This window comes from Streptomyces stelliscabiei, assembly GCF_014873495.1.
GTDB classification, from domain to species: domain Bacteria; phylum Actinomycetota; class Actinomycetes; order Streptomycetales; family Streptomycetaceae; genus Streptomyces; species Streptomyces bottropensis.
On the sequence record NZ_JADBGF010000001.1, the window covers coordinates 8,751,485 to 8,777,363 of the forward strand.

General features: G+C 69.5%; 23 protein-coding genes and 2 pseudogenes. 10 read left to right on the top strand and 15 right to left on the bottom strand.

Features of this window, described 5'->3' with window-relative positions:
- Nucleotides 1-2: 2 nt before the first annotated feature.
- The 9 genes and pseudogenes from H4687_RS38480 to H4687_RS38520 form a co-directional block, all read right to left on the bottom strand.
- A complete protein-coding gene (locus H4687_RS38480; RefSeq protein WP_012999297.1) occupies nucleotides 3-998 on the bottom strand; it encodes an ABC transporter permease in 996 nt (331 codons plus the stop codon).
- Nucleotides 999-1,008: 10 nt separating this feature from the next.
- Nucleotides 1,009-2,643, bottom strand: a complete 1,635-nt coding sequence (locus H4687_RS38485; protein ID WP_225966946.1) for an ABC transporter substrate-binding protein — start codon at nucleotides 2,641-2,643, stop codon at nucleotides 1,009-1,011.
- 632 nt (nucleotides 2,644-3,275) lie between these two features.
- On the bottom strand, nucleotides 3,276-4,691 hold the full coding sequence (locus tag H4687_RS38490; RefSeq protein WP_046773329.1) for an amidase: 1,416 nt from the start codon (nucleotides 4,689-4,691) through the stop codon (nucleotides 3,276-3,278).
- A 266-nt stretch (nucleotides 4,692-4,957) separates the two neighbouring features.
- Nucleotides 4,958-5,350, bottom strand: a pseudogene (locus tag H4687_RS46930) (IS110 family transposase); the annotation flags it as partial.
- Nucleotides 5,351-5,852: 502 nt separating this feature from the next.
- Nucleotides 5,853-6,749 (bottom strand): intradiol ring-cleavage dioxygenase, encoded by an 897-nt coding sequence (locus tag H4687_RS38500; RefSeq protein WP_012999294.1) that lies wholly within the window; start codon nucleotides 6,747-6,749, stop codon nucleotides 5,853-5,855.
- On the bottom strand, nucleotides 6,746-7,801 hold the full coding sequence (locus H4687_RS38505; protein WP_037724158.1) for a maleylacetate reductase: 1,056 nt from the start codon (nucleotides 7,799-7,801) through the stop codon (nucleotides 6,746-6,748). Before H4687_RS38505 ends, H4687_RS38500 begins: the two co-directional genes overlap by 4 nt.
- A 2-nt stretch (nucleotides 7,802-7,803) precedes the next feature.
- On the bottom strand, nucleotides 7,804-9,594 hold the full coding sequence (locus H4687_RS38510; RefSeq protein ID WP_012999292.1) for an FAD-dependent oxidoreductase: 1,791 nt from the start codon (nucleotides 9,592-9,594) through the stop codon (nucleotides 7,804-7,806).
- A gap of 126 nt (nucleotides 9,595-9,720) precedes the next feature.
- Nucleotides 9,721-10,665, bottom strand: coding sequence for a helix-turn-helix domain-containing protein (locus H4687_RS38515; protein ID WP_012999291.1), 945 nt, complete (start codon nucleotides 10,663-10,665; stop codon nucleotides 9,721-9,723).
- 103 nt (nucleotides 10,666-10,768) lie between these two features.
- On the bottom strand, nucleotides 10,769-11,371 hold the full coding sequence (locus H4687_RS38520; RefSeq protein WP_148274184.1) for an acyl-CoA-like ligand-binding transcription factor: 603 nt from the start codon (nucleotides 11,369-11,371) through the stop codon (nucleotides 10,769-10,771).
- Between the two features lie 360 nt (nucleotides 11,372-11,731).
- Here H4687_RS38520 and H4687_RS46940 point away from each other — a divergent pair.
- Nucleotides 11,732-11,899 (top strand): annotated as a pseudogene (locus H4687_RS46940) (TetR/AcrR family transcriptional regulator); the annotation flags it as partial.
- A gap of 238 nt (nucleotides 11,900-12,137) precedes the next feature.
- Here the strand turns inward: H4687_RS46940 and H4687_RS38525 are convergent.
- From H4687_RS38525 to H4687_RS38540, 4 genes are all read right to left on the bottom strand, one after another.
- Nucleotides 12,138-12,653: a MarR family winged helix-turn-helix transcriptional regulator gene (locus H4687_RS38525; protein WP_012999289.1), complete on the bottom strand. Its 516-nt coding sequence runs from the start codon at nucleotides 12,651-12,653 to the stop codon at nucleotides 12,138-12,140.
- Nucleotides 12,654-12,707: 54 nt separating this feature from the next.
- Nucleotides 12,708-14,288 carry a thiamine pyrophosphate-dependent enzyme gene (locus H4687_RS38530; protein ID WP_037724143.1) on the bottom strand — a complete coding sequence of 527 codons (1,581 nt, stop codon included), beginning with the start codon at nucleotides 14,286-14,288 and terminating at the stop codon, nucleotides 12,708-12,710.
- The gene (locus tag H4687_RS38535; protein WP_106437233.1) at nucleotides 14,285-15,238 is read right to left on the bottom strand and encodes an SDR family NAD(P)-dependent oxidoreductase; all 954 of its coding nucleotides are present in this window, start codon (nucleotides 15,236-15,238) and stop codon (nucleotides 14,285-14,287) included. The genes H4687_RS38530 and H4687_RS38535 overlap by 4 nt, the downstream gene beginning before the upstream one ends.
- Before the next feature lie 73 nt (nucleotides 15,239-15,311).
- The gene (locus tag H4687_RS38540) at nucleotides 15,312-16,310 is read right to left on the bottom strand and encodes a zinc-binding dehydrogenase (RefSeq protein WP_012999286.1); all 999 of its coding nucleotides are present in this window, start codon (nucleotides 16,308-16,310) and stop codon (nucleotides 15,312-15,314) included.
- Between the two features lie 353 nt (nucleotides 16,311-16,663).
- On the opposite strand from H4687_RS38540, the gene H4687_RS38545 reads away from it, so the two are divergent.
- From H4687_RS38545 to H4687_RS38585, 9 genes are all read left to right on the top strand, one after another.
- Nucleotides 16,664-17,167 (top strand): MarR family winged helix-turn-helix transcriptional regulator, encoded by a 504-nt coding sequence (locus H4687_RS38545; RefSeq protein ID WP_231884904.1) that lies wholly within the window; start codon nucleotides 16,664-16,666, stop codon nucleotides 17,165-17,167.
- 65 nt (nucleotides 17,168-17,232) lie between these two features.
- Complete coding sequence (locus H4687_RS38550) at nucleotides 17,233-18,441, top strand: acyl-CoA dehydrogenase family protein (protein WP_041668926.1); 1,209 nt, start codon at nucleotides 17,233-17,235, stop codon at nucleotides 18,439-18,441.
- A 35-nt stretch (nucleotides 18,442-18,476) separates the two neighbouring features.
- Nucleotides 18,477-19,319, top strand: a complete 843-nt coding sequence (locus tag H4687_RS38555; protein ID WP_037724145.1) for a class I SAM-dependent methyltransferase — start codon at nucleotides 18,477-18,479, stop codon at nucleotides 19,317-19,319.
- The gene (locus H4687_RS38560) at nucleotides 19,316-19,870 is read left to right on the top strand and encodes a DUF1697 domain-containing protein (protein WP_012999282.1); all 555 of its coding nucleotides are present in this window, start codon (nucleotides 19,316-19,318) and stop codon (nucleotides 19,868-19,870) included. The genes H4687_RS38555 and H4687_RS38560 overlap by 4 nt, the downstream gene beginning before the upstream one ends.
- On the top strand, nucleotides 19,870-20,427 hold the full coding sequence (locus H4687_RS38565) for a flavin reductase family protein (protein WP_106437384.1): 558 nt from the start codon (nucleotides 19,870-19,872) through the stop codon (nucleotides 20,425-20,427). Before H4687_RS38560 ends, H4687_RS38565 begins: the two co-directional genes overlap by 1 nt.
- Nucleotides 20,363-21,445, top strand: coding sequence for an SDR family NAD(P)-dependent oxidoreductase (locus H4687_RS38570; protein ID WP_231884903.1), 1,083 nt, complete (start codon nucleotides 20,363-20,365; stop codon nucleotides 21,443-21,445). Before H4687_RS38565 ends, H4687_RS38570 begins: the two co-directional genes overlap by 65 nt.
- Before the next feature lie 75 nt (nucleotides 21,446-21,520).
- Nucleotides 21,521-22,678: a zinc-binding dehydrogenase gene (locus tag H4687_RS48250; protein ID WP_049875656.1), complete on the top strand. Its 1,158-nt coding sequence runs from the start codon at nucleotides 21,521-21,523 to the stop codon at nucleotides 22,676-22,678.
- Between the two features lie 42 nt (nucleotides 22,679-22,720).
- Complete coding sequence (locus H4687_RS38580) at nucleotides 22,721-24,079, top strand: acyl-CoA dehydrogenase family protein (RefSeq protein ID WP_012999278.1); 1,359 nt, start codon at nucleotides 22,721-22,723, stop codon at nucleotides 24,077-24,079.
- 32 nt (nucleotides 24,080-24,111) lie between these two features.
- Entirely contained in the window at nucleotides 24,112-24,471 is a 360-nt protein-coding gene (locus H4687_RS38585) for a VOC family protein (protein ID WP_012999277.1), read from the top strand.
- Here the strand turns inward: H4687_RS38585 and H4687_RS38590 are convergent.
- Together H4687_RS38590 and H4687_RS38595 are read right to left on the bottom strand one after the other, a co-directional pair.
- Nucleotides 24,446-24,835, bottom strand: coding sequence for a hypothetical protein (locus H4687_RS38590; RefSeq protein WP_148274183.1), 390 nt, complete (start codon nucleotides 24,833-24,835; stop codon nucleotides 24,446-24,448). The genes H4687_RS38585 and H4687_RS38590 overlap by 26 nt on opposite strands.
- Before the next feature lie 191 nt (nucleotides 24,836-25,026).
- The gene (locus H4687_RS38595) at nucleotides 25,027-25,650 is read right to left on the bottom strand and encodes a TetR/AcrR family transcriptional regulator (RefSeq protein ID WP_012999276.1); all 624 of its coding nucleotides are present in this window, start codon (nucleotides 25,648-25,650) and stop codon (nucleotides 25,027-25,029) included.
- Between the last annotated feature and the right edge of the window lie 229 nt (nucleotides 25,651-25,879).

Here is a 25,879-nt window from a genome sequence, read left to right on the forward strand (position 1 = left end):
GGTCAGCGTCCTTTCCTCAGTCGCGGATCCAGCAGGTGCTGGCCGGCGTCGAGCAACGTGGTCACGACGACGAACACGGTGACGATCAACGCGCTGACGGCGGTCACGACCGGGTAGTCCTTGGCGGAGACGCTCCTGATCAGCAACGAGCCGATGCCGTCGATACCGAAGGCGGGCTCCACCACCACCGCGCCGGCCACCAGCCCGGCCACGGTCAGACCGGAAGCGGTCAGGATCGGCAGTGCGGCGTTGCGCAGAATGTGCCGCCGGAAGACCCAGGAGCGGGGCAGCCCCCGGCCACGGCCGGTCAGCACATGCTCGGCCTCGGCCTCCTCGCCGATCGCACTGGAGGTCATCTGGATCAGATAGGCGGCATACCCGATGGACAGCGCGATGGCGGGGAGGGTGAGGTGCCACAGCCGGTCGGTGAAGCCGCTGCCCGCGCCGCCGGTCGGGAACCATCCGAGGTTCACGGCGAAGACACTGATCAAAAAGGTGGTGGCGACGAAGGCCGGCACGGCGATGCCCAGCCCGGCCAGGGCGTTGACCAGCGGGCGCCACCGCGGACTCGTCCCGCCGATCCCGCCGAGGACCAGGCCCGCGACGAGGATGAGGACCGCTGCCATGCCGACGAGCACAAACGTGGTGAGCAGCCGGGGAGCGAGCAGATCGGAGACCGGTTCCCGGTAGGTCAGCGAGGTGCCGAGGTCTCCGTGCAGGGCGCCGGTCAACCAGTGCCAGTATCGCTCCGGCAGCGGGTCGTCCAGCCCGAGCCTGACCCGCATCGCGGCGCGCGCGGAGTCAGAGGCGTGCGGCCCCAGCAACTGGGCCACCGGGTCTCCGGGAGACAGGGTGAGGACGGCGAACAGGAGGAAGGAGGCGCACAGGATGGTGAGGACGGGGCCCACGACGTAGGTCATGGCGAGGGCCGTGGCGGGGTGGCGCCAGGAGGTGCGGATCCGGGCCGGCACACCGGTCGCGGAAGTGGACACGGACATCTCGTCGCTCCTACTTCTGCGTGGCGCCGACGTAGGCCATCTGCGGCATGGACCAGTAGGCGAACGAGGTGATCGCCCCGGTCAGCCGGTCGTTGAGGAAGGTCGTGGTGTTGGTGGAGACCAGCGGGATGACCGCGTCGGCCTTCTCGTACAGCGCCTGCATCTCGATGATCTTCTCGGCTCGCTGGGTTCCGTCGAAGGTGCTGCGTGCATCGTCGAACAGTTTGGTGGCCTGCGGGTCGTCGTAGTTGACGTAGTTGTAGGTCTGCTTGGGCAGGAACGTGAAGCCGATGGTCTCCAACGGGTCCGGCGTGGCGCTGAAGTTCGACGACAACATGAGATCGACGCCCTTGCGCTTGGAAGCGTCGTAGCCCGCCTGTGCGTAGACCAGCGGCTGCATGCTCTGGATCTTGATCGTCAGGCCGGCTTCCCGGCCCTGCTGCTGGAGCAACTGCGCCGTGCGCGACTGAGTGTCATCGCCCGCGGCGATGGCCAGGACGATCTGCTGTCCCTTGTAGGAGGAGGACTTGACCAGCTTCTTGGCTGCGTCCATGTCGTAGGACCGCGCGGTCTCGAAGGCCTTGTACGCCTTCTCGTACGCTGCGCGCTGGGCGTTGGGCCAGGTTGCGGGGGGTGTCATGGTGTACAGGGGGGTGGCGGCTCCGTGGTACACGGCCTTCGCGAGGGCCTCGCGGTCGATCATCCGCTGCAGGGCGGCGCGCAGGTCGCCGTCGGCCATCACACCGTCCGGACGGGCGACGTAGAGGTTCATCGACTGAGGAGAGAGCCCGAAGACCAGTCGCCCCTTCTTGGAGTTCTGCAGGGCCGGCACGGAGGAAGCAGACAGCTCGTAGGCGCCGTCGATCTCGCCGGCGTTCAGCGACTGGGCGAGGGAGGTGGCATCGGTGACGAACGTGAACTTCACCGACTTGGCGAACGGGCGCCGCTCGCGGTTCCAGTAGGCGTCGTTGCGGCTCATCGTGATGCTGTCGCCGCTGGTCCATTTGTCGAGCTTGAACGGCCCGCTGCACATCAGGCCGCCGGCCGGGGTGCCGAGCTTGGAGCCGGCCTTCTCGGCGAACGTCTTCTTCAGGACCACCATGTTGGCCAGTTCGCTCGTGAACATCTCGTCCGGCTGTTTGAAGGTGACGGTGACCTTGTCGGCTGCCGTCGCCTTGATGGAGTCGACGTTGGCGAAGAGATAGCTGGTGACCTTCGACGGGTCGGCTGCCCGGCGCAGACTGAAGGCGACGTCCTCCGCGGTGACGGTGGACCCGTCCCAGAATGTGGTGTCCGGGCGGATCGTGAGCACGAGTTTGGTCGGCGACTGCTGGTCGTAGCTCGCCAGGTTGGGCTTGAGGTTGTACTTCGCGTCCAGGGTCAGCAGGGAGTCGCAGAGATTGCGGACCACCTGGCCGCTCTGCGGGGTCGCGGCGTTGGCCGGATCCAGCGTCTCCGGCTCGCCGCCGGTGAGGTTCCACGTGATCCGGTCGACGTCACCCTTTGCGGCCGGAAGTGAGGGGATCAGGTCGTCGGCGGAGACCGGCTTCTGCCCGCCCGATGAGCCACCGGAACACGCGGTGAGCGTGGACGCGGCCAGTGCGAGGCTGAGCACCGCGGCTCCTGGAATGTGTCGTATAGCCATCGGGACGCTCCTTCGGCGCAGCCTGTGGCCGCTTTCGAGCCAAGTTGACGGTGAATGTATAGCGACTGATGTACAACAGGCAATGAGTCAAGGGCGGGGTTTTCCAGGTCGTAACTTTCGTCCGGCAGCGCCCCTCTGTGCCGGTGCGGCTACCGTGCGTATCGCGACAGGTGTACGACGCCCGTCGGGCGCGCATCGCAACCGGACCTGCCGCATGGTGGCGCTCTGCCGCCAACGTGTGCCCCAGGTTGGGACGATGTGTCCTGGCCCACTTGTGGTCCGAGCCGAGGGCACTGGACCACAACGCGAGCACCGACGTGAGCGCCGAGTCCCGGGTGCTGTGCACTCGTCGGGAGGGCGCGGCACGGCGCGCGCTCTGGGCGACGGCAGCCGGTGGCGGACGGTGCCGTGCGCCGCCGCCCCGCGTCGGCTCGGTGTCCCGTCGTTGCCGGTGGGTCGACCCTGGTTCCAGCCCATGCTGTCGCGTGCCCGGGGGTTACCGGCGACGGGGCCTGGCGACCTCTCCACGGCCGAGCTCGAGACAGAGGGTCGCCGATTTCAGCCGCATGTGCGGTCGGCGAGTCCTCGTCCGCTCAGCCCAGGATGCGGCGTGCGGGGTGGACTCGGTGAACTCACAGGGCGGGGTGCCGTGTCCACCAGTCTGTGGCGCGCTCGTAGCGGGCGGCAGCGGAGACGACGGCCTCGTCGGCGTGCTGAGGTCCGATGATCTGGAGGCCGACGGGAAGACCTCCGGCCGTGAAGCCGCAGGGCACGGAGACGGCGGGGAGTCCGGCATGGCTGGGCGACTCGGTGAGCCGGTGCAGGTGCCATCCCGGATCGGCGAGAGGCAGCCCGTTCACGGTGGCGGGACCGCCCACGTCCCCGGCGTGGGGGAAGGCCGGGAAGGGCGTGGTGGGGGTGACCAACAGGTCGAAGTCGGCGAACACCTCCGCATAGGCGAGGTAGATGGCCGTCTTCGTCTCGCGCGCGGCACGTCCCACGTCCACGGGCGAAAGGCGCGCCGCCCGGTCCGCCATGTCCACCGCCAGAGGCCAGATGTCGAGCTCCGCCGCGCGCATCTCCTCCACGATCGTCATGTACTCGGGGCCCCAGTAGGCCACGGCGAATGCCATGGGGTCCGGCACTTCCACCTGGGTCTCCTCCACCACCGCCCCGGCGGCCCTCAGGTCCTCCAGAGCGGCGGCGAAGACGCGCTGCGTCTCCACGTCCACCGGGCCGTGCAGCAGGCCGCGGTCAGCCGCGATGCGCAGGCCGCTCAGGTCCCCCGCGGCCAGGGCCGCCTCCGCATACCGTTCGCCGGTGGCGGGCAGGGAGAGGCGGTCGAGGGGGTGGGGGCCGACGGTGGCATCAAGGAGGAGCGCGGCATCCACGACACGGCGGGTGATGGGACCCTCGGTGGTGTCCGGCTCCGTGTTGGCGAGGTGGGGAATGCGGCCGGTTGAGGGCTTGACCCCGACCGCTCCGCAGAGCGAGGCGGGGACGCGGATGGAGCCTCCGCCGTCGGAGCCCCAGGCCACGGGCGCGACGCCTGCGGCGGTCGAGGCCGCGGCGCCACCACTGGAGCCGCCGGCCGCACGGGCCGGGTCCCATGGAGTGCCGGTGGTGCCGGTCAGCTTGCTCTCGGTGACGCCAAGGAATCCGAACTCGGGGGTCGTGGTCTTGCCCAGCAGGATCGTCCCGGCGTCCTTGAGCCGGGACCAGGCGGCGGCATCCTTGTCGGGCACGTGGTCGGCGTAGGCGACGCAGCCGTATGTGGTGCGCACACCGGCCGTGTCGGTGAGGTCCTTCACCGTGATCGGAACTCCGTACAGCGCAGGCAACTCCTCCCCGGCGGCAAAGCGCTGCTCGGCCTTCAGCGCCTGCTCCCTGGCGGCGTCCGCGGTGACCGTCACCATGACGTTCAACCGGGCGTCCACCCGATCCAGGCGGTCCAGCGCCGCACCGACCACCTCCACCGGCGACAATTGCCGGCTTCGGTACAGCTGCCCGAGTTCATGTGCGCTGAGCCATGTCAGGTCGTCGGCCATGGCGGTACCACCCTCATCTGCATCCGATTTAATGAAGCAGGTGCTATACGAACGCCTTCGGCTTGTTGCGTCAAGAGGTGGGAGCGATCGGTAACGTGGGTTGCTGGAGCGGCCTGCGCTGTTCACATCTCCCTCGGAACCCTCAAAACCAGCCATGAAGGGTTCACCGCCCGCCACCCCAAGATCACAGCAGGCACCGACGGTGCCCGCATCCTCCGCGTGATGAAGCTCGACGCAACTGACCGCACTGCTGGTCCCGTCGCAGGCGGTGGGGTGGGCGTGAAGTGCCTCTTGTCACGGAGCATGGCCCAAAGGACGTCGACTCGGCGGCGTGCGAGGGCGAGCAATGCCTGGGTATGGATCAGACCCTCCGCGCTTCTTTTCAGGTAGTGGTCACGAGAGAGGCCTGGGCGCATCATGGCGGTTTGGGCGGCCGGCGTCTGCGTAGTTGGACAGATCTCCAACGACGGCGAGGAACTCGGCCCCGAGGATGGGGCCATCCTCGGCAGCGAGTTGATGACTTCGGCACGCTCGTCGAGGCGGAACATCTCGCGGATCTCCCGGTCGGTGTCTTTGATCCATACGTTGAGCATGAGGAGGTGGTGGGCGAGGTCGCACACGAGTTTGGCAGCACGGCTTTCGCCTGGCAGGGCGGCCTGCCCGTCATCAGCATCCCGACCACCTATGCCGGCTCCGAGATGACCCCCATCTGGGACCTGACCGGGAACGGTCGCAGACGAACCGGCCGATGCCCCTCGGTCCCACCGCGCTCCGGGGTCCGCGACCCCGAACTCACCCTCCACCTCCCCTCGGACATCTCGGTGACCAGCGGGAGAGGCAGGCGGCGGCTGTTCACTACTTCGAAGCGTTGCTGGCGATGCCGTCGTGCATGAGCAGCAGACCGCTGACTCCTCGGCGATCGAGGCATGGGATGTGCCCGGCCGCGTGGTGCGCTTCTTCGACCGCCGCGGTGCCGGTGGCGGGCTGTGGTCGACGGCCCTGTCCTGCCGAGTAGACGCCGTGACGGCGGTTGGGGAGTGGTCGCAGCGGCCTTCACAGCTGAACCGTTGACGACCGACCGGGCCCACAGCGCTCCAGTGTTCGCGATGGGCCCGGCCGTCATGATACGCGGCAGACCGGAACCCTGCCGCGGACATGATGTCACCCCCGGCTGCCGGTGGGTGCGAGGACGATGTCGAAGTGGACCTGCGTCCAGGTGCCGTCGATGACGCGCCCGTCCGGCGTCGGTGTGCCGGCAGGACGCTGCTCGAAGTCCTTGACGAGGGACTCCTTGACGCCGAAGACGGTGTCGGAGTCGAGCAGTTCGTCGCCGCTGACGAAGATGTGGGTTACCAGGGTCCGGCACTGCGGGGCCTCCACCATGAAGTGGAGGTGCGAGGCGCGCATCGGCGAGCGTCCGGTCGCGGCCAGCATATTGCCGACCGGCCCGTCGTGCGGGATCGGGTATGGAGTCGGTGTTATGCCCCAGAAGCGGTAGCTCCCGTCGGCGTCCGTGAACAGGTGCGCGCGGGCCGCGACCCGGTCGTCGTCGTACTGGACGTCGTAGAAGCCGTCCTCGTCTGCCTCCCAGACCTCGATCTTCGCCCCGGGAATCGGGTTGCCGTGGGTGTCGCGCACGGTTCCCTCGATCCAGCAGGGCTCGCCTGCGGCTCCGAAGGACATGTCTCCGCCTGGCTCGATCCTCGGGGAGCCCTCAACGAAGAAGGGTCCGAAGACGGTGGCCTCGGTGGCGTCGCCGTAGGCCTCGTTGTTGATCGCGATGGTCTGCATGGACGCGCCGAGGGTGTCCGAGAGCAGGATGAACTCCTGGCGTTTGTCCTCGGTGAGGTGGCCGACGGCGGTGAGGAACTCGATGCCCTTGGTCCACTCCTCCTCGGTGAGGCGGACCTCGCGCAGGAAGGCGTGGAGGTGTTTGACGACCGCCTGCATCAGCTCCTTGAGGCGGGGGTCCTGGCAGGAGTCGAAGGAGCGCTGCACCCGCGCGATCAGGTCTTCCTCGCGGGCCGCCTGCTCCGACGACACATCGTGGAGGGTCATGCGGGGTCACTTCCTTCCCAGGCCGCGCGCAGCAGCGCGGTGAGGTTCTCCTCGGTCACGGGGGTGGGGTTGTCCGCGGGAATCGCGGCGAGGACCGGCGCCACCGCGCGGGCAATGCCCTCCTCGGGCATGCCGTAGTCGCGCAGCGCGCGCGGGGCGTTGAGGGTTGCGCGCAGTGCGGCGAGTCCGGCTAGCGCCGTCGGGCTGCCGAAGGCCTCCGCGACGCGCCGTTCGGTCTCGGACACGGCCGGGGCGTTGAAGGCCAGGACGTGCGGGAGGACCACCGCGTGGGTCTGGGCGTGCGGGAGGTTGAACATGCCGCCGAGCACGTGGCAGATCTTGTGGTGCATGCCCGAGCCGGCCGAGGCGAAGGCGACGGCGGCCAAGTAGGCGCCGTAGAGCGTCTGTTGGCGGCCGTCCAGGCCGGTCGGGTCGGCGGCCACGGCGGGCAGGCCGCGGGCCAGGCCCCGGATGCCCTCTCCCGCCAGGGCCCGGTCGATCGGGTCGGCGTGCGGAGCCCACATGGAGTCGACGCAGTGGGCCAGGGCGTTGAGGCCGCTGGCCACGGACATCTCCACCGGCAGGCTCGACAGCAGCGAGGCGTCGTAGACGATCGAGCGCGGCAGAACCCGCGGGTCGATGCCGGTCGTCTTCACCTCGCCCTCGGTCAGGCCCCAGACGTTCGTCGCCTCCGAGCCGGCGTAGGTGGTGGGGACGGCCACGATCGGCAGGCCGGTCGTCAGCGCCACCGCCTTGGCCAGGCCGGTCGTCGAGCCGCCGCCGACGCACACCAGCGCGTCCACGGCACCCTCCGTCGCGGCCTTCCGGGCACGCTCGGCGACGTCGACCGGGACATGCATGACGACCTCGTCGTGGCGCACCGCCACCGGCAGGTCCGCGCCGACGCGGTCGGCGAGAGCCGCCTCCCCCGGTGCGGCGAGGAGCATCACCTTCGTCGCCTTCAGCGCGGCCACCTCGGCGGCCACCGCGGCCGGCGCCGCGCCGGGGGCGAAGACGACCCGCTGCGGCAGGGTCTCGTGGATGAACCGCACGGTCACGCCTTTCCGAGGAGCTGGGCGAGGGCGCCGCGCAGGGCCGCCTCGGGCTCGTCGGCGAGGCTCATCGAACGCCAGGCGACGTGTTTGTCGGGGCGCACCAGGATCGCGCCGGACTCCTCGACCTCGCGCAGCTTGGCCCAGTCGTAGTAGAGGTCCGTCACCTCGCGGCCGGGGCCGATCACCACGGCTTCGAGCGGGATGACGAGGTCCTGCGCGACCTTCTCGGCGGCAGCGGCCCAGTCCTCGCCGGCGATGCCCGTGATCAGGGTCCAGCGGGTGTAGGGCGCGAGGTCCATCAGGGCGAGCTTGGTGACGTTGTCGCCGACCCAGGCGTGCGGAAGGTGCGCGCCGGGGCTGGTGGACATGACGTGGTAGAGGTCCTCGTCCCTGCTCGGGGCGGGGCGGGTGCCGTCGGAGACGACGGCGGCGGACTCGTAGAACTGGCCGAGTTCGACGCCGTGCGCGTTGAACTCGTAGTGCTTGGTCTCCATCGCCGCCACCAGCGCGGCCCGCTTGGCCGCGCCCTCGGGGGTGTTGGCCTTGCGCTCCTCGATCAGGGCCCGCATCTCGTCCTCGTCCTGGGCGTCAAGGACGCCGAGGGCCTCGAAGAGGTCGACGAACTCGCGGCTGGACCTGTTGGCGCGGGTGACGATCCGCTTCGCGACAGGCGCCCGCTCCACCGAGTACGTCTCCAGCAGCGACGGGTCGGCCTGGCCGCGCAGCACGGCCGCGAGCTTCCAGGCGAGGTTGTAGGAGTCCTGGACGCTGGTGTTGGAGCCCAGGCCGTTGCTCGGCGGGTGGCGGTGGACGGCGTCGCCCGCGCAGAAGACACGGCCCTTGTGCAGGCGGGTGGCGTACATCTCGTTGTTCCCCCAGAGGCTGGTGCCGGTGATCTCGACCTCGAGGTCGGGGATCCCCAGCAGCTGCCGCACGATGCGGATCGCCTCGGCGTTGTCGACCACGGGGGGCTCGGAGTCGATGTCGTAGCCCCACACGATGAGCCACTCGTTCCACGGGCGGACCATCCGGACCAGTCCGGCGCCGATACCGCCGACGTTGGCGCCCGGCTGGATCACCCAGTACAGGACCGAGGGTCGGTGGCCGACGTAGGACGTGATGTCGGCCTTGAAGGTGATGTTCATCGAACCGGCGATGTCCATCGCGCCCTCGTAGGGCAGGCCTATGTCCTCGGCGACCCGGGAGCGGGCGCCGTCGGCGCCGATGAGGTACTTCGCCCGGATGTCGTACTCCTGGCCGGTGAGCCGGTCACGGACCCGGACGGTGACGCCCGTGTCGTCCTGCGTGTGCGCGAGGTACTCCGTGGAGAACCGGGTCTGGGTGCCGCGGACGGTGGCGTTCTTGACGAGGATCGGTTCGAGATAGGTCTGCGGGATGTCGACGGTGAGGCAGGGCGAGGCCAGCCGGTAGTCCGCCTCCCGGTCGGGCCGGGTCCCCCAGGTGTGGATACGGCCGATCTCCTCGCCCGCGATGGAGGTGCAGAAGACGGTGTCACCGACGAGGTCGTGGTCGGTGGCGTCGGCCAGCACCTGGTCCTCGATCCCCATGTCGCGGTAAATCTCCATCGCCCGCTGGTTGGTGATGTGCGCCCGGGGCGTGTTCGCGGTCCACCGGTACTTGGTGATCACGATGTTGTCGATTCCCAGGGTCGACAGGAACAGCGCCGCCGAGGCGCCGGCCGGGCCGGAGCCGACGATCAGGACATCGGTCTCGACGTGCGACGATGCCGGAAGTTCGGTCTCGCGTTGACCGTCGTTGAACTCGGGCATGGGGTCCCTCGCCTTCTTCTCGCGGTGCGCTGAAGGCAGCTTGCCCCCGGATTCGGCCGCATCCGGCGGGACGGGGTGGAGGACGGCCGAAATCCGTATGTCGGCGCTGTTTCCCTTGCGCTTCGTTCAGTCGCGCTTCGCTGCGGTACGGCGCAACTCGCCCGCCGTGACCCCGAATCGGGCGTGGAAGGTCTGTGAGAAGTGAGCGACCGAGCTGAATCCACACATGGCCGCCACCGACGCCGTGCGCGATTGGGCGGCGTCCGGTCCCGTCAGCACGCCGTAGGCGAGTTCGAGGCGCCGTCCCAGCACGTAGCGCGGAAACGTGGTGCCTGCCTCCGCGAAGACACGGGTGAGCTGACGGACGCTGATGCCGACCGCTTCGGCGACCTCGGGGGCCGACAGGCGTGGATCACGCAGTTGCTCCTCGATGCGGGCGCACGCGAGGGCGCGGTGCACGACGGGCCTCCGGGTGGCACCCCCGCTCACGAGCGCGGACGCCAGGTCGACGATCGCCTGCTCGTCGGGCCGGATCGCGGCCTCGCCCCCGACGGAGCGGCCGACCAGGCGGGCGAGCGCGCGGCCGTAGGGGTTCGCTTCGCTGCTGCGGACGATGAGCGGTTCTCCGAGTGCGGCCCGCTCCGGCAGCGCCTCACGATGCACCCGTACCGCCAACTCGTCCAGACCCTGGCCGAAACCGCGGACGAAGCTTCCGTCCGCGTCACAGACCACGACGTCGCCGGGACGGACGACCTGGCGTCGGCCTGCCTGCTGGAACAGCGCCTCCCCGCGCAGGGAGACGTAGACGGCGACGGAGCCCGTCGGCCGCCGTTCGACGAGGTCGGCGGAACGCTCCACGACGTGGGCCGTGGCGCAGACGCGCGCCAGATGGACCCGCCCGAGGGCGAGGTTGTCCTCGCGGGCCCGGAAGTCCTCACCGCCCGGTGTGCGGCACTTCAGCGCGATCAGGGCGTCGGCGTTGTGCTCCTCCCAGGCCCGCAGCCGCTCGGCCGGCGGCACATGAGCCGTCGAGAACGCCTGCGCCGGGCGGGGCGCCGCTGCGGGGTGCATGGCTCCGAGAGTAAGACCGTCAACCCGGATTCCCGACCCTTCGGGCGAAGAAGGCGTTGAACCAAGTCATGACGGGCCTCGATCGAGCCCTCAAGGGTCTCGGTCAGGCCTGAACCGTGAGTGCGGCCATCGCACGATCGAGCAGCAGTGATGAGGGCACCGTGGCCTCGCACGCCACCCAGGCTGCGACGGCCGCGTCGAGGCAGGCGAGTGTGGATCCGACCAGGGCGTCCGACCGGGGGTCCGTGAAGCCGTCTGCGCCATCGCTCAAACGGCGGGAGACCTCCGGCAACAGGGCCTCGTGCCAGCTCAGCTGTTTCTCCCAGTAGCGGGCACGCAGTGACGGGGTCTCTCTGATCATCCGCAGGTGGCGGAGCGACTCCTGCGGTGCCTCGTCCCACGCCCCGGTGATGACGTGGAACGTGTGCCGAAGTGCCTCCCAGGGCGTCTCATTCTCGGGCTGGGAGGAGAGGACGTCGGCGATGTCGCGGACTCGGTCACCGACCGAAACGGTGGTACGCGAATCCGTCCCGCAGTGGACGATCCTGCGCGCCGCCCGGTCGCGCAGAACTTCACCGAGGACGTCTTCCTGGAGCCGGTCAGGGCCGGAAACCTGGCACTGCCCTCCGCCGAGGGACGCGAGGCGTTCATCGACGTCGCCGACATCGCGGACGTCGCCGTCGCCGCGCTCACCAGCGACGCCCACACGGGCCGCGTGTACGAACACCGGGCCAGAGGCATTCTCCTTCCGCACCATCGCCTCCCTCATCTCCGAAGCGACGGGACGCGAGATCCACTGCACCCCGGTCGACCGCGCCACGTACCTGGACACCCTCGTCCAGCAGGGATTCCCGGACGAGGCCGCCCAGGCGGTCACGAACCTGATGGAGTCGATCGCCCACGGAGTCGGCGACAGGGTCACCGACGACGTCCGGCGGGTTCTGGGCCGCCCGCCGCGTCTCTTCGCCGACTACGTCAAGGAAGCGGCCGCATCGGGCGCGTGGGTTCCTGGCGGAACGGCCGGTCGTCGCCGCGTGAGGCGGACGGCGGGAACCGGCAGCACGGCATGTCGCCGCCGGGACGGCTCTCGGAACCGCGTAAGCGCGAGATCTACGAAGCCGTCCTCGAGCTCCTGTGCGAGGTGGGCTACCAGGGCCTGTCGATGCCGGCGCTCGCCGCCCGGGCACGCAGCCCTGCCACCATCTATCGCCAGTGGCAGGGCAAGGCGGGACTGGTGATCGCCGCGCTGATCAACCGTCAACCCGAACTGGCGGCGGATGTCGACACCGGTTCGCTCGCCGGCGATCTGTACGCGCTCGTGCGTCGGCTTCCGGACGTCGCATCGGGAGAGATCGAGCTGATGGCGGCGCTCGCGCATGCCGCCATGCGTGAGGAAGACGTCGCGAAAGCGATGCGCGACGCGCGAAGGGCCACCCGTGTGGGTAGCCCTTCGCTGACGATCGTCATCTCGGCTAATCCGTCTGTGGCACGAAGGCCGGCGGAAGGCACGCCGAGATCTCCGGACGTTCCAGCAGCGGCGCCAGTGCCTTGGCCAGCTGCTCCTGGTCTGCGGCGGGGAGCGTTTCGAGGAAGCGGTCGATGACGCTCCGGTTCACGGCTTCGAACCCTCTGATGGCGGTACGGCCGTCGTCGCTGATCCTGATCCGCTTCATCCGCCGGTCGGTCGGATCCTCGCGGCGTTCGATGAAGCCGCGGCGCACCAGACCGTCCAGAGACCGGCTGATCGCCCCGAGGGAGATCATCGCGAACTCGGCCGCCTCCTTCACGCTCAGCTCGGTGTCGATCTCGTCGAGGTGGTGCAGCACTCGGATCTGGGTGGTTGTCAGCTCGAGTGCGTCAACGGTGTCGAACACGTTGACCGTCGCCTCCCGCCCGAAGTAGGCGATGAGGGCGAAGAGGCTCGTCGACAGATCGGGTCTGGCGACCTCGCCGGACCCGGATGACCCGGTACCGATTGATGCGTGCATGCACGCAATTATTGCAGGCGTGCCGCGGGGCTTCAACTACGACAGCGTTGATCCTCACCCGGCGACGTCGAGTTGCAGCACCAGCGGACTCGTGCGCGTCCGCAGGCCCGGGAGGATCTCCTTGAGCAGTGCGTCGAGCTCTTTGCGTGTGCTGACGGAGTACGCTTCGCAGCCGAAGCCGGCGGCGAGCGCGGTGGCGTCGAGTTCGGGGAATCCTCCCCATGGCCCCTTCCCGCCGGCGTTCGCCGCGAGCCGATCCATCACGGCGTATCTCCGGTTCCTGACGACCACGGCCAACGCGCCGATGCCGTAGTGGGCCGCAGTCCACAGCGCTTGCACGGTGTACGCTGCGGAGCCGTCGCCGAGCACTGCCACGACGGGTCTGTCGGGCAGGGCCATGCGAAGCCCGATCGCGCCGGCGAGACCGAAACCGAGCCAGCCGGATCCGTTGCTCACGAAGGACAGCGGGGTGGTGGCGGGAATCGCCTCGACGAGTTCCAGGCGGGTGGACGGCGACTCTTCGACGAGGATCGCGTCCTTGTCCAGGTGCTCGGCCAAGGTCGCGAACGCCGCGGCCGGTGTGAGCTCCGCCGAGCCGTTGACCACGGCGGCCGGTCGGCTCCGCCAGGGCCCGGGCGTCCGCGCCCGCAGAACGGACGCGAGGGTGCTGCAGGTGCTCGCGAGATCGCCGAGTACTGCCACGTCGCATCCGCTGCGGTGGGCCTCCTCGGGAACGGACGTCAGAACCGCGAGACGGGTGCCGGCTGCGTAAGTCGGTACCGCCTCGTCGTACAGGTAGCCGCGCAGCATGCTTGCGCCGATCGCCAGGATGGCGTCGTGCCCGTCGAGTGCCGAACGCACGGCGCCGCGCTGCCACGGGAGATCCCCGCGGTACGCGGGGTGGTCGTGCGGGAAGCCCTGACGGCTGGCAAACGGTTCCTGCCAAACGGGACAGCCGAGCCGCTCGACGAGAGTGACGACCTCGTCCCACGCGCCGTCGATCGCCGCTCCGGAGCCGATGACGGCGACCGGATTGACGGATTCCTCGAGGAGGGCGACGAGCGGCTCGAGCTGATCGGGCGTCACAGTCCGTCCTAGCACGACGGTGCGCGGGGCTCCGGTCGCCAGCGGATCAGCCGGTTCGGACCAGTCGCTGAGCGGTGCGACCACGACGGCCGGACCAGCACCTGCTGCGGCCTCGTGATGAGCACGGGCGACGGCCGCGGGAAGATCCTGCGGCCGGGCCGGTGTCGTGGACCAGACTGCGTAGTCTCCCAGCAGGTTCTCCAGGCCGCTGGCGCTGAGGAACGGACCGCCGGCGATGTGGCGCCGGTCCTGCTGTCCGACGAGCACCACGAGCGGGACCCGCGCGGCATGGGCATTGGACAGGGCACCGACGGCATTGCCGAGGCCGGCGGACGTGTGCAGGTTCAGCAGCGCCGGTTTGCCGGTTCCCATCGCGTAGCCCGTGGCGATTCCGGCGATCGCGCCCTCGTGCAGGCCGAGCACGTACCGGAAGTCGGCGGGAAGATCGGTCAGGAACGGGATCTCGGTGGACCCGGGATTCCCGAACACAGTGGTCGATCCGAGGTCGCGCAGGACATCGAGAGTCGTGTCGCGCACCGAAAAGGTCATGAGGGGCTCCCGGGGATGCCGAGCGCGAGTTCTCCGGTGCCGGGGACGAAGCCCGGAGGCGGTCCCAGCCAGAATCCCGACTCGGGTGGATCGGCGAGGTCTTGCGCCGCGGTCCGGTCGACGACGGATTCCCATGCGTCGGCGACCTCGTCGACGGACGGGGCGGTGAGGCGGACGCCGTCGGTCTGGCGGTAGAGCACCTCGTGCAGGTGTCCCTCCTCGGCGACGACGTTCTTTCCCGATGCGGGGCAGTCGGGATGGACGAGGTAGGCGGCGATGGGCGCGACGCGGTCGGGCGAACGTCGCTCGATGACCTCCGGACTGAGCGGCGGGATGTCCGCCAGGCGCGCCGACATCGTGAGCGCGCCGGGGGAGAGGGTGTTGACGGCGATGCCGTCCTGCGCGCCCTCGAAGGCGAGGGTACGCGTGAGCCCCCAGATTCCGGATTTGACGGCACCGTAGACCGAGCCGTAGCCCGCGCCGAGCATCGCGCCGGACGTCGTGTTGAGGATGCGGCCGCCTCCGTTGCGCAGGAGATGCGGCCACACGGCCCGGCACATCCAGATGGTGCCGTAGAGGTGGACGTCGATCATGCGCGTGATCTCGTCGGGCTGCAGTTCGAGGAACTGGGCGAAGCGCATGACACCGGCGTTGTTGATGAGCGCGTCGACCCGGCCGTACGCGTCCAGCGCCGTGGCTACGACTGCGAGCGCACCGTCCTCGGTGGCGACCGAGTGCGTGTCGACGACCGCCGTGCCGCCGAGGTCGCGTATCTCCTGCACGACGGTCTCCGGGTGTGCGGCGAACGTTCCCTTGCCGTCCGGTCCGACGCCTAGGTCGTTCACGACTACGCAGGCGCCAAGTCGAGCGAGAAGAAGAGCGTAGGAGCGGCCCAGGCCCGGGCTACCGCCGGCACCTGTGACGATGACAACCTGACCATCGAAGTTCACTTGTCTGTTTCCTTTGCCGAGGGCGTCATCGCCACGGGTTGGCGGGCACCGTATTCGTGCTTGATCATGCTTGTCAGTGCTTCGGTACGATCGCCGCGCCGAGCACCGAGCGGTCGGACACGTCGGCCATCGCCGCGGCCGCGTCTTCGAGCCGGTACGTGCGCTCGGCGAGTTTCGCAAGGTCGAACACGCCGCGCTCGGCGAGCTGCACCAGCCACGGAAGGTCGCGCGCCATCAGCGCCGATCCCTGCTGGCACGGATGGATCGTGCGTCCCGCGATGACTGCGAACTCCGCGAGCGGGAACGAGACGCGGGCGAAGGGGTCTGACGAGATGCCGGCGAGGACCAGATGCCCGCCGAGGCCGGTCATCGCCCATGCCTGCTCGATGCCGCGTGCGTCGCCGGACGCGTCGAAAACGAAATCTGCGCCCCCGGCGAACAGGGCTCCGCCGCCATCATCGATCTTCCGCACCTCGGCGACGGGGTCGACGGCTCCGGGATCGAAGACATCGTTCGCGCCGAACCGCTCTGCGGCGGCGCGGCGCTGCGGGAGCGGGTCCACGGCCACGATCCTGGAGGCTCCCGCGAACCGTGCCGCCTGCACGTAGCCGAGTCCGATCGGGCCGCACCCGACGACGGCGACGACGCTGTCCGGCGTGATCGGAGCGGTGATCAGCGCGGCGCCCGCCCCGGTGACGATGGGGTTTGCCACCAGTGCCAGCTGATCGTCGGGGAGATCCGTGTCGACCGGGGTGCAGTGGTACTCGGTGGTGATGGTGTGCTGTGCGAAGAGCCCGACGTTGCTGTTGCCGTGCACCGGCGTTCCGTCGGCCGTTCTCGCGTAGGCGCGGCCGAACGGGACGAGCTTCGCGCAGTATTGCGGGAGGCCACGGACGCAATACCTGCAAGAGCCGCAGTTCGGCGTGCTCACCACGATCACGCGCTGCCCCGGCCGCACACGGTCGACCGCGGACCCGACCGCCTCGACGACCGCGACGCCGCCGTGGCCGTTGACGAGGTGGGTGGGCATCGCCGGGCCGCCTACGTCGAATCCCGCGCCGCCGGGCGGCATGCTGGGCCCACCCGCCGGGGGACCCGGGGGCATACCAGGGGCCGCCGGGCGGCGGGCCCGGAGGCATTTCGGGACCTCCGGGCGGGGGGCCGGGAGACATGCCCGCGCCGTCCAGTGCCGGTGGTGCCAGCGGGATGTCGGCCGAGCCTACGTTGGCTGCGCTGACGCGCAGAAGCACATCGTTGGCCTGCAACTCGCCCAGTTCGATTTCCTCGACCTGCAGGCCGGCCGGTGTCGAGATCGCTGCGATTGTCTTCATGGCACCTCCACGCCTATGGCATCGGCATCTTCGATAAACGCTTGCACGCATGCAATGGTTGCATGCGTGCTTCTAACGTGCAACCATTGCATGCGTGCAAGCAGCCAGTGACCGCGGACACACCGGGCCCGAGAGGGCCGTGCGCTCCGATCTCGGGGCCGGCTCAAGCGCGATCGCGGCCTTCTTCGGTAAGGAGGGTGTCGCCGGCATCTTCAGCGCCGTCGACGCGCTCGACCTGACCATGACCCAGGTCCGAGTGCTGCACCACGCCGCCGAGGCGGACCCCGAACTGTCAGGCAAGGAGGCAGCAGAATCCGTGGTGATGTCGATGGCGGCAGTCAGCCGGGCGGTGGACAGCCTGGTGCGCCGCGGGTACCTCGAGCGACGTGAGGACCTCGTGGACCGCCGGATGAAGGGGATCACCGAGTGCGGACGCCGGGCCATCCGGTACTCCGAGGCTGTGCACAGGGACATGATCGACCGGTTCGTGGAGGCGCTTCCGAGCGCCGAACGCGAGCGGCTCGCGGCGGCTCTGGCCCCACTGATGGAGAGACCGGAGATCGCCAGCCGTCTGCCGCGGCCTCAGTCGGGCGCGTGACGTTGCACCACAAACATCAGGCCCGTCGCCTTAGATGCGGCGGGCGAGAACAGCAGGAGGCAAAAGTGGCTGTTGAGGCCACGGTCGGCACATCAGTCGACCGAGAGGAACTCCTTCGGCGCGCGCGAGAGCTTGTGCCAGCCCTGCGAGAACGGGCGCGCGCGACGGAGGAGGGCTGCAAAGTCCCGGAGGAGTCGGTGCGCGAGATCGTCGCAGCCGGGCTTGTCCGCGCGGGCACGCCACGGCGCTTCGGCGGCTACGACGTCGAGTTCGAGACCGTGCACGAGATGACAATGGAGCTGGCCCGAGCCTGCGCCTCGACGGCCTGGTGCTTCCAGCTGTGGGCGCTGCACTGCTACTGGATGGGCTTTTGGCCGCTCGAAGCGCAGGAGGAGGTCTTCGCCGACGGTCCCGACATGCTGAGCGCGAGCGTTCAGCTGAGCGTGTCATGCGACTACGAGCGGACGCCCGGGGGCTACCGGCTCTCCGGCCGCGGACGGTTCGCCAGTGGTTCGGATCCCTCGCAGTGGCTCTTCGCGCTCGGAGTCGGGGCGGAAGGACCTCTCCAGTTCCTTGTTCCGCGCGCGCACTTCGCCGTACTCGACGGTACGTGGGATGTGGCCGGCCTGTGCGGCAGCGGCAGTAAAGACGTTGTGGTGCAGGACGCGTTCATCCCGTCGCACCGGGCCATCCGGCCGGCACCGCCGATCGACTTCGCACCCGAAGGTCCGCTCCCGTACGACCAGCACCGGCAGCGCCGGTACTCGGTTCCCCTGTCCGCCATCCAGGGGTGGGACTTCCCGGCCGTCGCCATCGGCGCGGCGCAGGGGGCGTACGACGAGATCGTGCGGCGGATGCACGGCACCAAGGGCTCGGTGCGCGCCGCGGATTCACCGGTGATCCAAGCTCAGATCGCGCAGTCCGCCGTGGAACTCGATGTCGCACGCACGCTGCTGCACCGCGACCTCGAAGACTCCCAGAGTAAGGGCGAGCGGGGCGAGACCCTCGCGCCGGTCGACTACGCCCGTTACATGGCCAACAAGTCCTACGCGCACGAGCTGGCTGTCGGGGTGGTCAACCGAATGTACGCCCTGGGCGGCGGCCGGAGCTTGTCGCGAAACGACCCGCTTCAGCGCGCGCACCGCGACGCGCACGCGACGGCCCACCCGGGAACGATCGGCCAGTTCCCGATGGCCTCCCAGCCGTACGGCCGCTGCCTGCTCGGGCTCGACCCGCGCGAGGTCAACTTCTGGACGGGACCGGCCCTGGGGTGATCCCCGCGGCTACCGGAGAAAAGGAGAACGAGAACATGCCCGAGACCCAGACGTCGGCGCCCCCCATAGCCGAACCCCCGATGCCGGCGCCGAAGCCGCCGATGACCCTTGAGGAGGCTTGGACGGCGATCGCCGTTCCGATGCCGCCGCCCGCGCAGGCCGCGGAGAAGCAGTGCTTCTCCACCGAGGAACTGCGTCAGGACTTCTACAGCTCCCGCCCGCCGTTCGGCGACCGGTTCATGCCGAACTGGATGCAGATGCGGCAGTCGGAGTTCACGCGGGTGCTGCTGGACAAGGCGGCACTGAAAGCCGGTGAGCGGGCGCTCGTGCTCGGCGAATTCCTCGATCACGTCGGATTCGTCGACATGATCAGCGGCGAGGTACAGCCCGGAGGTACCGCCGAATACGTCGACATGGTCCCGATGATCGAGGCCCACCGCGTGGGGCGTTTCGACCCCTACACCGAGATCGCCGCGAAGCACGAGCCGGAGGCGTTCGACGTCGTCATCGCCTCCCAGTGGGAGCACCTGCTCGACCCGGACGCGGAACTCAAGGCGCTCAGCCGACTGGTCCGCCCCGGCGGCAGGGTCCTGCTGTTCCATCCTGGCCCGACCGCGGCGACGTTCGCGCTGGCCGAGCAGGATGTCTGGCTGGACATGCTGCTGAGCTTCTTCATCACCTTCGCAGGCTCCCGTGAGGTGCCGCTGGACTCGGCGTTTCAGTGGAAGAAGGCCGCTTGGCTCGCCGTCAGCGTCGATGATGTGCGCGACGCGGCGGCCCGCTGCCTGACAGACGTGACGGCGTGGCAGCACCGCGGGATGGCGATCGTCGACGGTCGCAAGCCCGCTGCCGGGGACGAGCCCGGGAGGTCGGCGTGAACGTTCAGATCGCGTTCCTGCGCGGCGTCGGACACGGGCCAGGCGACATGCTGGACATGCCGGCGCTGCGCGAGGCGCTCGCCGAGGCGGGCTTCGCCGCTGTGCGCACGTACCTGGGCAGCGGAAACGTCGTGCTGCTCGACGATGGGGAGCCCGGCGTTCTGGCCGCTCGCGTCGGCGAGATCCTCCAGAAGCGCTTCGACCGGGACATCCACGTCATCGTGCGCAGCCTCGACGAGCTCTCCGAGGCGGTGGCGCGCAATCCGTTCCCCGACGCCGCCGCCGACGCCGAGCACTACAACGTCGCCTTCCTGGAGACGACGCTCGATCAGGCCGAAGTCGAACAGCTCGCCGTGCTCGCCACGGGGCGGGAACGAGTCGCGGTGATCGGACGCGAGCTGTACGGCTGGTACCCGGACGGATTCGCCGGTTCGCGGCTCATCGGCGGGATCATGGGCCTTCCGGTGCCCGCGACCGCTCGTGACTGGACGACGGTGACCGGCGTGCTCGACCTCGCGCGCGAGGTGCGCGCGGAGAATCGGAGCCGGTGATGCGTGAGCACGCGACGGGTGCATTGGCCTCGCCCGATGACCGGCTGACGCCGACCGGTTCCGGGCAGTTGGATCCACGCGGTCTGCGCGACGCGTTCGGCTGCTTCCCCAGCGGGGTGATCGCGCTCTGCGCGCTGGCGCAGGACGGCGTGCCGGCCGGAATGGCGGTCAGCTCGTTCACCACCGTCTCGCTCGACCCGCCGCTGGTGTCGGTGAGTATGCAGAACACATCGACGACCTGGCCGATCCTGCGCGAGCGGGCACGGCTCGGACTCAGTGTGCTGGCCGAACAGCAGCATCGCGAGGTCCGGCAGCTCGCCTCGACTGGAACCGACCGGTTCGCCGGAGTGAGCTGGCACGCCGCCGACGACGGCGCAGTGTACCTGGACGACGCGGTCGGCTGGTTCAGCTGCAGTGTCTGGAACCAGCTGCCTGCGGGCGATCACACCATAGCCCTGCTGGAGATCAGAGGGCTGCGAACTGTCGCGGGCGGTGCCCCCTTGGTGTTCCACGCAAGTCGATTCCGCCGACTGGCCCCCGTCGACCAATCCGCCTGAACGCACCCAACGGCCACTCTTCCCAAACGCAACGACGCGACCAGGGAGTAGAAGTGATCAAATCAGGAAGCGCCCGGGATCTGCGCTTCGACGACCAGGTCGTCATCATCACCGGCGCCGGAGGCTCACCGAGTCTCGGCCGCTCCTACGCCCGACTGCTGGCCAGCCGCGGAGCACGCGTACTGGTCAACGACCTGGGCGCGGGACCGGACGGCAGCGGCGTGGCGCCCGCGAACGCCGAGCTCATCGCCCGGGAGATCATCGCCGGGGGCGGCGAGGCCGTAGCCGACACGCACAGCGTGAGCACGGAGGACGGGGCCCGCGCCTCGTCCAGACCGCGATCGATCGCTGGGGCCGGGTCGACGCCCTCATTAACAACGCCGGCGTACTGCGATTCGGGCTCATCGAGGAGCTCGATCCAGCGGCCATCCGCGCGATGGTTGACGTACATCTGCTCGGCACGATCTGGATGTGCCGTGCGGTGTGGCCGCACATGCGCGACGCCGGCTACGGGCGGATCGTGAACACGACGTCGCCCGGGATGCTCGGCTCGGGCTACGGCTCCGTCTACGGCGCCGTGAAGGCGGGCAGCTACGGCCTCACCAGATCGCTGGCGATCGAGGGTGACCCGTTCGGCATCAGAGCCAACGCGCTGGCACCGCTGGCGGCCACGATCGCCTGGGACGTCGTTCAGGCGCCCGGCAAAGAGGCGATGGACGGCCCGGTCGCACAGGACATGAGTCCGGATCTGATCGCGCCGACCGCCGCCCTGCTCGCGCACCGCGTCTGCCCGTTCTCGGGCAAGAACATCACGGCGGATCCCGGTCGAGTATCAGAGACCTACTACCGCCAGACCGCCGGGTACGCCAAGGTCGCGCCGACGATCGAGGAACTCAACGACTCACTGCGCCAGGTCGTCGATCGATCCGACGCGCACGACATCGGCGATCCCGCTGAGGCGGCCACCTGGGTCGGCGGCCCGCCCCCGGTGCCGTCGGCCGGAGCGGCCCGCGCATGACGTGACGTTCGCTCGCGGTCCGCCAACGCTGCGGGCGAACGTCACCCGATCCACCTTCGCAACAAGGGAGTTTTCGTGAAGTTCTCAGCAGCGGTGTGGGACCACGCGGACGGCGTTCGTGTGGAGGAAGTCGAACTTCTCGAGCGACATCCGCGTGACGTACTCGTCAGGATCGAAGCGTCCAATGTGGCCAGCTCGGAGGCGAGCGCCCTGCTCGGCCCCGCCCCCGCCCCCGCCGACCTACCGCCCGACCTTCCCCCAGGCCTTGCTCTGCCGCCGTTGCCCTTGCACATCCTCGGCCACTCCGCGGTCGGTGTGGTCGAGGAGGTCGGCCCCTCCGCGGAGGGGGTGAAGGTGGGCGACCGGGTCCTGATGACCGGCAACAACAACTGCGGCGTGTGCCACTTCTGCCAGCGGGGCCGCTACGACCAGTGCGCCGCGATGGCGCTGTTCGGCCCGGCCACCGCTCGAACCGCGAACGGCGTGGACGTGCACCCCTTGGGTTACGTCGGCAGCCTCGCCGAGTGGGCCGTCGTGCTCGACAACCTGCTCGTGCCCGTGCGCACAGACCTGCCCGCCGACCAGTTGTCGCTGATCGGCAACCCGGTGTGCACCGGTGTCGGCGCGGCGCTGCGCACGGCCAGGATCGAGCCGGGCAGCGTGGTCGCCGTCGTCGGCTGCGGGCCGGTCGGCCTGTCCTACATCCAGGCGGCGCGACTGGCCCTGGCCGACCAGATCATCGCCATCGAGCCGCTGGCGCACCGCCGCGCGGCGGCACTGCGGATGGGCGCCACCACCGTCATCGACCCCGCCGAGACGGATCCGGTCGAGGCCGTGTGCGAGCTGTCCGGGGATGCCGGCGGGGTGAATCAGGGCCGTGGCGCCGACTACGTCTTCGACGCGGCGAACGATGCGTCGGCGACCGAGCAGGCCTGGGCCATGACCCGGTCGGCGGGCGATCTGACGCTGGCCGGGCTCGATCCGAGGCCCGGAGCCAGGGTCAGCTTCCCGATGGTGCAGTTCTCGAACTTCGGCAAGACGATCCACAGCTGCCAGATGGGCTCGCTGCTGATGCGCCGCGACCTGCCGTGGATGGTCAGGCTCGCCGAGCGCGGACAGCTCGACCTGGCCTCGCTGGCCGAACGCACCTACCCCCTGAAGGCAGTCGGCGAGGCCCTCCGCGACGTCGCCGAGTGCAACGTCCTCGGCGCGACCGTCGACCCGCGGCTGTGATCGTCGCACCGCACCCTGACCGGCATTAAGGAGATCAACGCCATGACAGCGCAGACGCCGACCCGCTCGATCGAGCGTTCGCCGGCCGAGCTGGTCGCGCACGCCGCCCAGCTTCGGGAACTGATACGCGACCAGGCCGAGGAGGCCGAGGGCCTTGGCCGCTACAACCAGGATGTGCACAAGGCCTTCCTGGAGGCGGGCTTCTACCAGCTGCTCACCCCGCGCCGCTACGGCGGCCTCGAGGTGGACCTTCGCACCTTCGCCAAGATCGTAATGGAGGTCGGCCGCGGTGATCCAGGCACCGCCTGGTGCCTGTGCCTGGGGCAGGGGCACGCTCTGACCACCGCCGCGCTGTGGCCGGAGAAGGCCCAGGACGAGGTGTTCAACAACGCGAGCGGCTACTTCCGGGCCTCCCACGCGTTCAACCCCGCGGGCACCGCCAAGCGCGTGCCCGGCGGGCTGCTGATCAACGCGAACTCCCGCTACCAGTCCGGGGTTCCGTACGCCACGCACGCCACGGTCTCCGTCGTGCTCGTCGACGAGGACGGCGGACCCGCCGGCGCACCGCCCGGCGCGCCTCCCGGTCCTCCGCCGGGTGCTCCGGTCGGCGCGCCGTCCGGGCCCCCACCGGGTGCTCCCGCCGGTGCGCCGCCGATGCCTCACGGCGACGTTCCGCCCTCTCAGATGCTCCAGGTGCTGATTCCCAAGGAGCAGTTCACGATCGTCGAGAACTGGGGCGCCGACGCGGTGCTGGGGATGCGTGCGAGCGGCTCCAACAGCATCACCGTGGAGAACCAGATCGTGCCCGAGCACTACGCGATCACCATGTCCCCGGACCTCTTGGCCTCGACGACCTCGCACGGCGTGAAGCTGCACGGCAACCCGATGTACCTGGGCGCGGCGACCGGCTCGTTCTTCCAACTCGAGCTCGTGGTCAGCGTCATCGGCGCAGCCCGGGCCGCCCTCGACGAGTACGAGAGGCTCGCCCGCACCAGGACCACCGCATACCAGGGCGGCGGCCTGCGCAACAAGGACCCGTTCTACCAGCGCGACTTCGGCGCCGCCAAGACGAAGACGGATGCGGCAACTGCGATCGCATGCTACGTCGCCGACACCATCACCGAGCGGAGCAGCGAGGCCATCGCGGGCACCATAACCTTCACGCCCGACACGGACATCGAACTCGGCTGCATGCTCATGCAGGCCGGCCACCTGGCCGCCGAGGCCGTGGACATCCTTTTCGCCTCCGCGGGCACCTCCGCATCCGGGCGCGGCCAGCGCATGCAGCGCTACCTTCGCGACGTCTGGATGTACCGCACTCACATCGGCGCGCAGTACGACCCGTTCGTGCGGCGATCCGGCGCCGGCAGCCTCGGCGACCCGCAGCCGTTCTTCCTCTGATCCGATCCAAGCCACTCCACCGGAGGGCAAGGATGTCCAACCCAGCAACTCACGGCGAGATCCACGCCAAAGACGCCGACGCACTGCAGCGCTTCTACACGGCGGCATTCGGCTGGGAGGTGCAGGACGTGGTCGACGGTGCGTACCACGTCCTCGCCGACCCGGACGCCGACCGCGGCATCCTGCATGTCGGAGTCGGTCGCGCGCCGCAAGACCGGGCCGGTCACCTGACCTTCTACGTGGAGGTTGACGACCCGGCGGCGGTGCTCGAGCAGATCGAGCGCCTCGGCGGTCGCACGGTCCGACCGCCCGCGCGGATGGGCACAGGACCGACGCTCGCCCTGTTCGAAGACCCCGAAGGCCACGTCATCGGCCTCGTCGAGCGCCACTGACCGGCGGAGGAAAAACGCATGTGGTCGCTGATTGTGCGCACTGGATCTGTGAGGTGGTCGTTCTCGGCCCGGGAGCAGCCGCGGTATCACAGAAACGAAACCTATCTATTTCGATTACCGTAGGGCGCCGCCGCTCGAATTCAACCGTTTCGATGGACGGGTTGTCGTGCCCCGGGGACGTGGGTCCCGGCTGCCAGGACTTCTGCATCACGCGCTCGGGCGGCGTGGTCTCGGCTTCCCCGTGATCGTGCGTCTCGGCGAGCTTCTTCTCCGGCAGCCACAAGGCGAGGATCAACGCGGCCACGAAGAGGGGCACCAGATAGCCGAACACCGGGGTCAGCGCGTGCTGGTAGGCGTCGATCACGATGTCCTGGCTTTTCGGCGGCTCGGCGGTGTCGCCGAAGCGAATGACGGCAGCCCGGAGCGCCGCGGGGCACAGCCCGCAGAGGACCGGCGCCGGGGGACCGTGACGCCTCCCCCACCGGGCCGACGGACCGCGGCGATCAGGCGCGGGCGGGCCGGGGGTCTGACGCCGTGCGGCTCGCCGTTTCCACGTCAGGACTCCGCGGGTGCGGGATGCCTGAGGGAAGGGAGCAGCACGGCGTCCACCAGGCGCAGCATGTAAGCCTCGTCGGCCTCCTCACCGTCCAGCACCGGGCGGGTCAGGCCGAGCGCGACCAGCATGATGTGGCAGAACTCGCGGGCCGGGTTGTCCGGGGAGATCTCGCCGCGGGCGGCGGCCCGGTCCACGATCCGCTTCGGGATCTCCGCGGCGGGCTTGGTGAACTGCTCGCGCATTGCCGTGGCCGGCTCCGGGTCTCCGAGGAAGGCGTGGGACAGCCCGGCCACGAGCTGGTGCTCCGGTGGCGCCGCACGGCTGACGCGGCGGACCATCTCGCGCAGGGCCTCGCGCAGCGAGCCCGTGTGGGCGTCCAGCTCCGCCGGGACCGGCTGGATCCGCTGGTGCTGGAGCGCGGCGACGACCAGCTTGGGCTTGCCCTGCCACTGCCGGTAGAGCGTGGCCGTACTGCACCGGCCGCGGCTGGCGACCGCCTGCAGGGTCAGCGCCTCGTAGCCGACCTCCCGCAGTAGTCGGAGGACGACCGAGTACAGCTCGGCTTCCCGCTCCGGGGTGAGGCGGGTCCGTCTGCCGGTCTGCGAGGCGACGTTGCTGGGCATCGGCTTCTCTCCGAATGGGAATAGTTTCGTTTCGAAACTAGGCCGCCCCCCGCGCATTGCAACGCCCCGGTCCCCGCGGCGGACTCTCGGGGTCCTCGCAACACCTGATGGCCTACGTGGTCGTCAGTAGATCACGCATACGCCGTGGCCCGGTTCACCCCGACCGCCCGGGCAGCACCCGAGAAGCTGCCGTTCTCCCGGTCCAGCGCCCCGAAGAACCTCGCCCTCA

What these genes read in the sequence shown, in the direction of transcription:
- H4687_RS38480 (WP_012999297.1), bottom strand. Translation starts at nt 998, where the DNA reads ATGTCCGTGTCCACTTCCGCGACCGGTGTGCCGGCCCGGATCCGCACC.
- H4687_RS38485 (WP_225966946.1), bottom strand. Translation starts at nt 2,643, where the DNA reads ATGGCTATACGACACATTCCAGGAGCCGCGGTGCTCAGCCTCGCACTG.
- H4687_RS38490 (WP_046773329.1), bottom strand. Translation starts at nt 4,691, where the DNA reads ATGGCCGACGACCTGACATGGCTCAGCGCACATGAACTCGGGCAGCTG.
- H4687_RS38500 (WP_012999294.1), bottom strand. Translation starts at nt 6,749, where the DNA reads ATGACCCTCCACGATGTGTCGTCGGAGCAGGCGGCCCGCGAGGAAGAC.
- H4687_RS38510 (WP_012999292.1), bottom strand. Translation starts at nt 9,594, where the DNA reads ATGCCCGAGTTCAACGACGGTCAACGCGAGACCGAACTTCCGGCATCG.
- H4687_RS38515 (WP_012999291.1), bottom strand. Translation starts at nt 10,665, where the DNA reads ATGCACCCCGCAGCGGCGCCCCGCCCGGCGCAGGCGTTCTCGACGGCT.
- H4687_RS38525 (WP_012999289.1), bottom strand. Translation starts at nt 12,653, where the DNA reads ATGCACGCATCAATCGGTACCGGGTCATCCGGGTCCGGCGAGGTCGCC.
- H4687_RS38530 (WP_037724143.1), bottom strand. Translation starts at nt 14,288, where the DNA reads ATGACCTTTTCGGTGCGCGACACGACTCTCGATGTCCTGCGCGACCTC.
- H4687_RS38540 (WP_012999286.1), bottom strand. Translation starts at nt 16,310, where the DNA reads ATGCCGCCCGGCGGCGCGGGATTCGACGTAGGCGGCCCGGCGATGCCC.
- H4687_RS38555 (WP_037724145.1), top strand. Translation starts at nt 18,477, where the DNA reads ATGCCCGAGACCCAGACGTCGGCGCCCCCCATAGCCGAACCCCCGATG.
- H4687_RS38565 (WP_106437384.1), top strand. Translation starts at nt 19,870, where the DNA reads ATGCGTGAGCACGCGACGGGTGCATTGGCCTCGCCCGATGACCGGCTG.
- H4687_RS38580 (WP_012999278.1), top strand. Translation starts at nt 22,721, where the DNA reads ATGACAGCGCAGACGCCGACCCGCTCGATCGAGCGTTCGCCGGCCGAG.
- H4687_RS38585 (WP_012999277.1), top strand. Translation starts at nt 24,112, where the DNA reads ATGTCCAACCCAGCAACTCACGGCGAGATCCACGCCAAAGACGCCGAC.
- H4687_RS38595 (WP_012999276.1), bottom strand. Translation starts at nt 25,650, where the DNA reads ATGCCCAGCAACGTCGCCTCGCAGACCGGCAGACGGACCCGCCTCACC.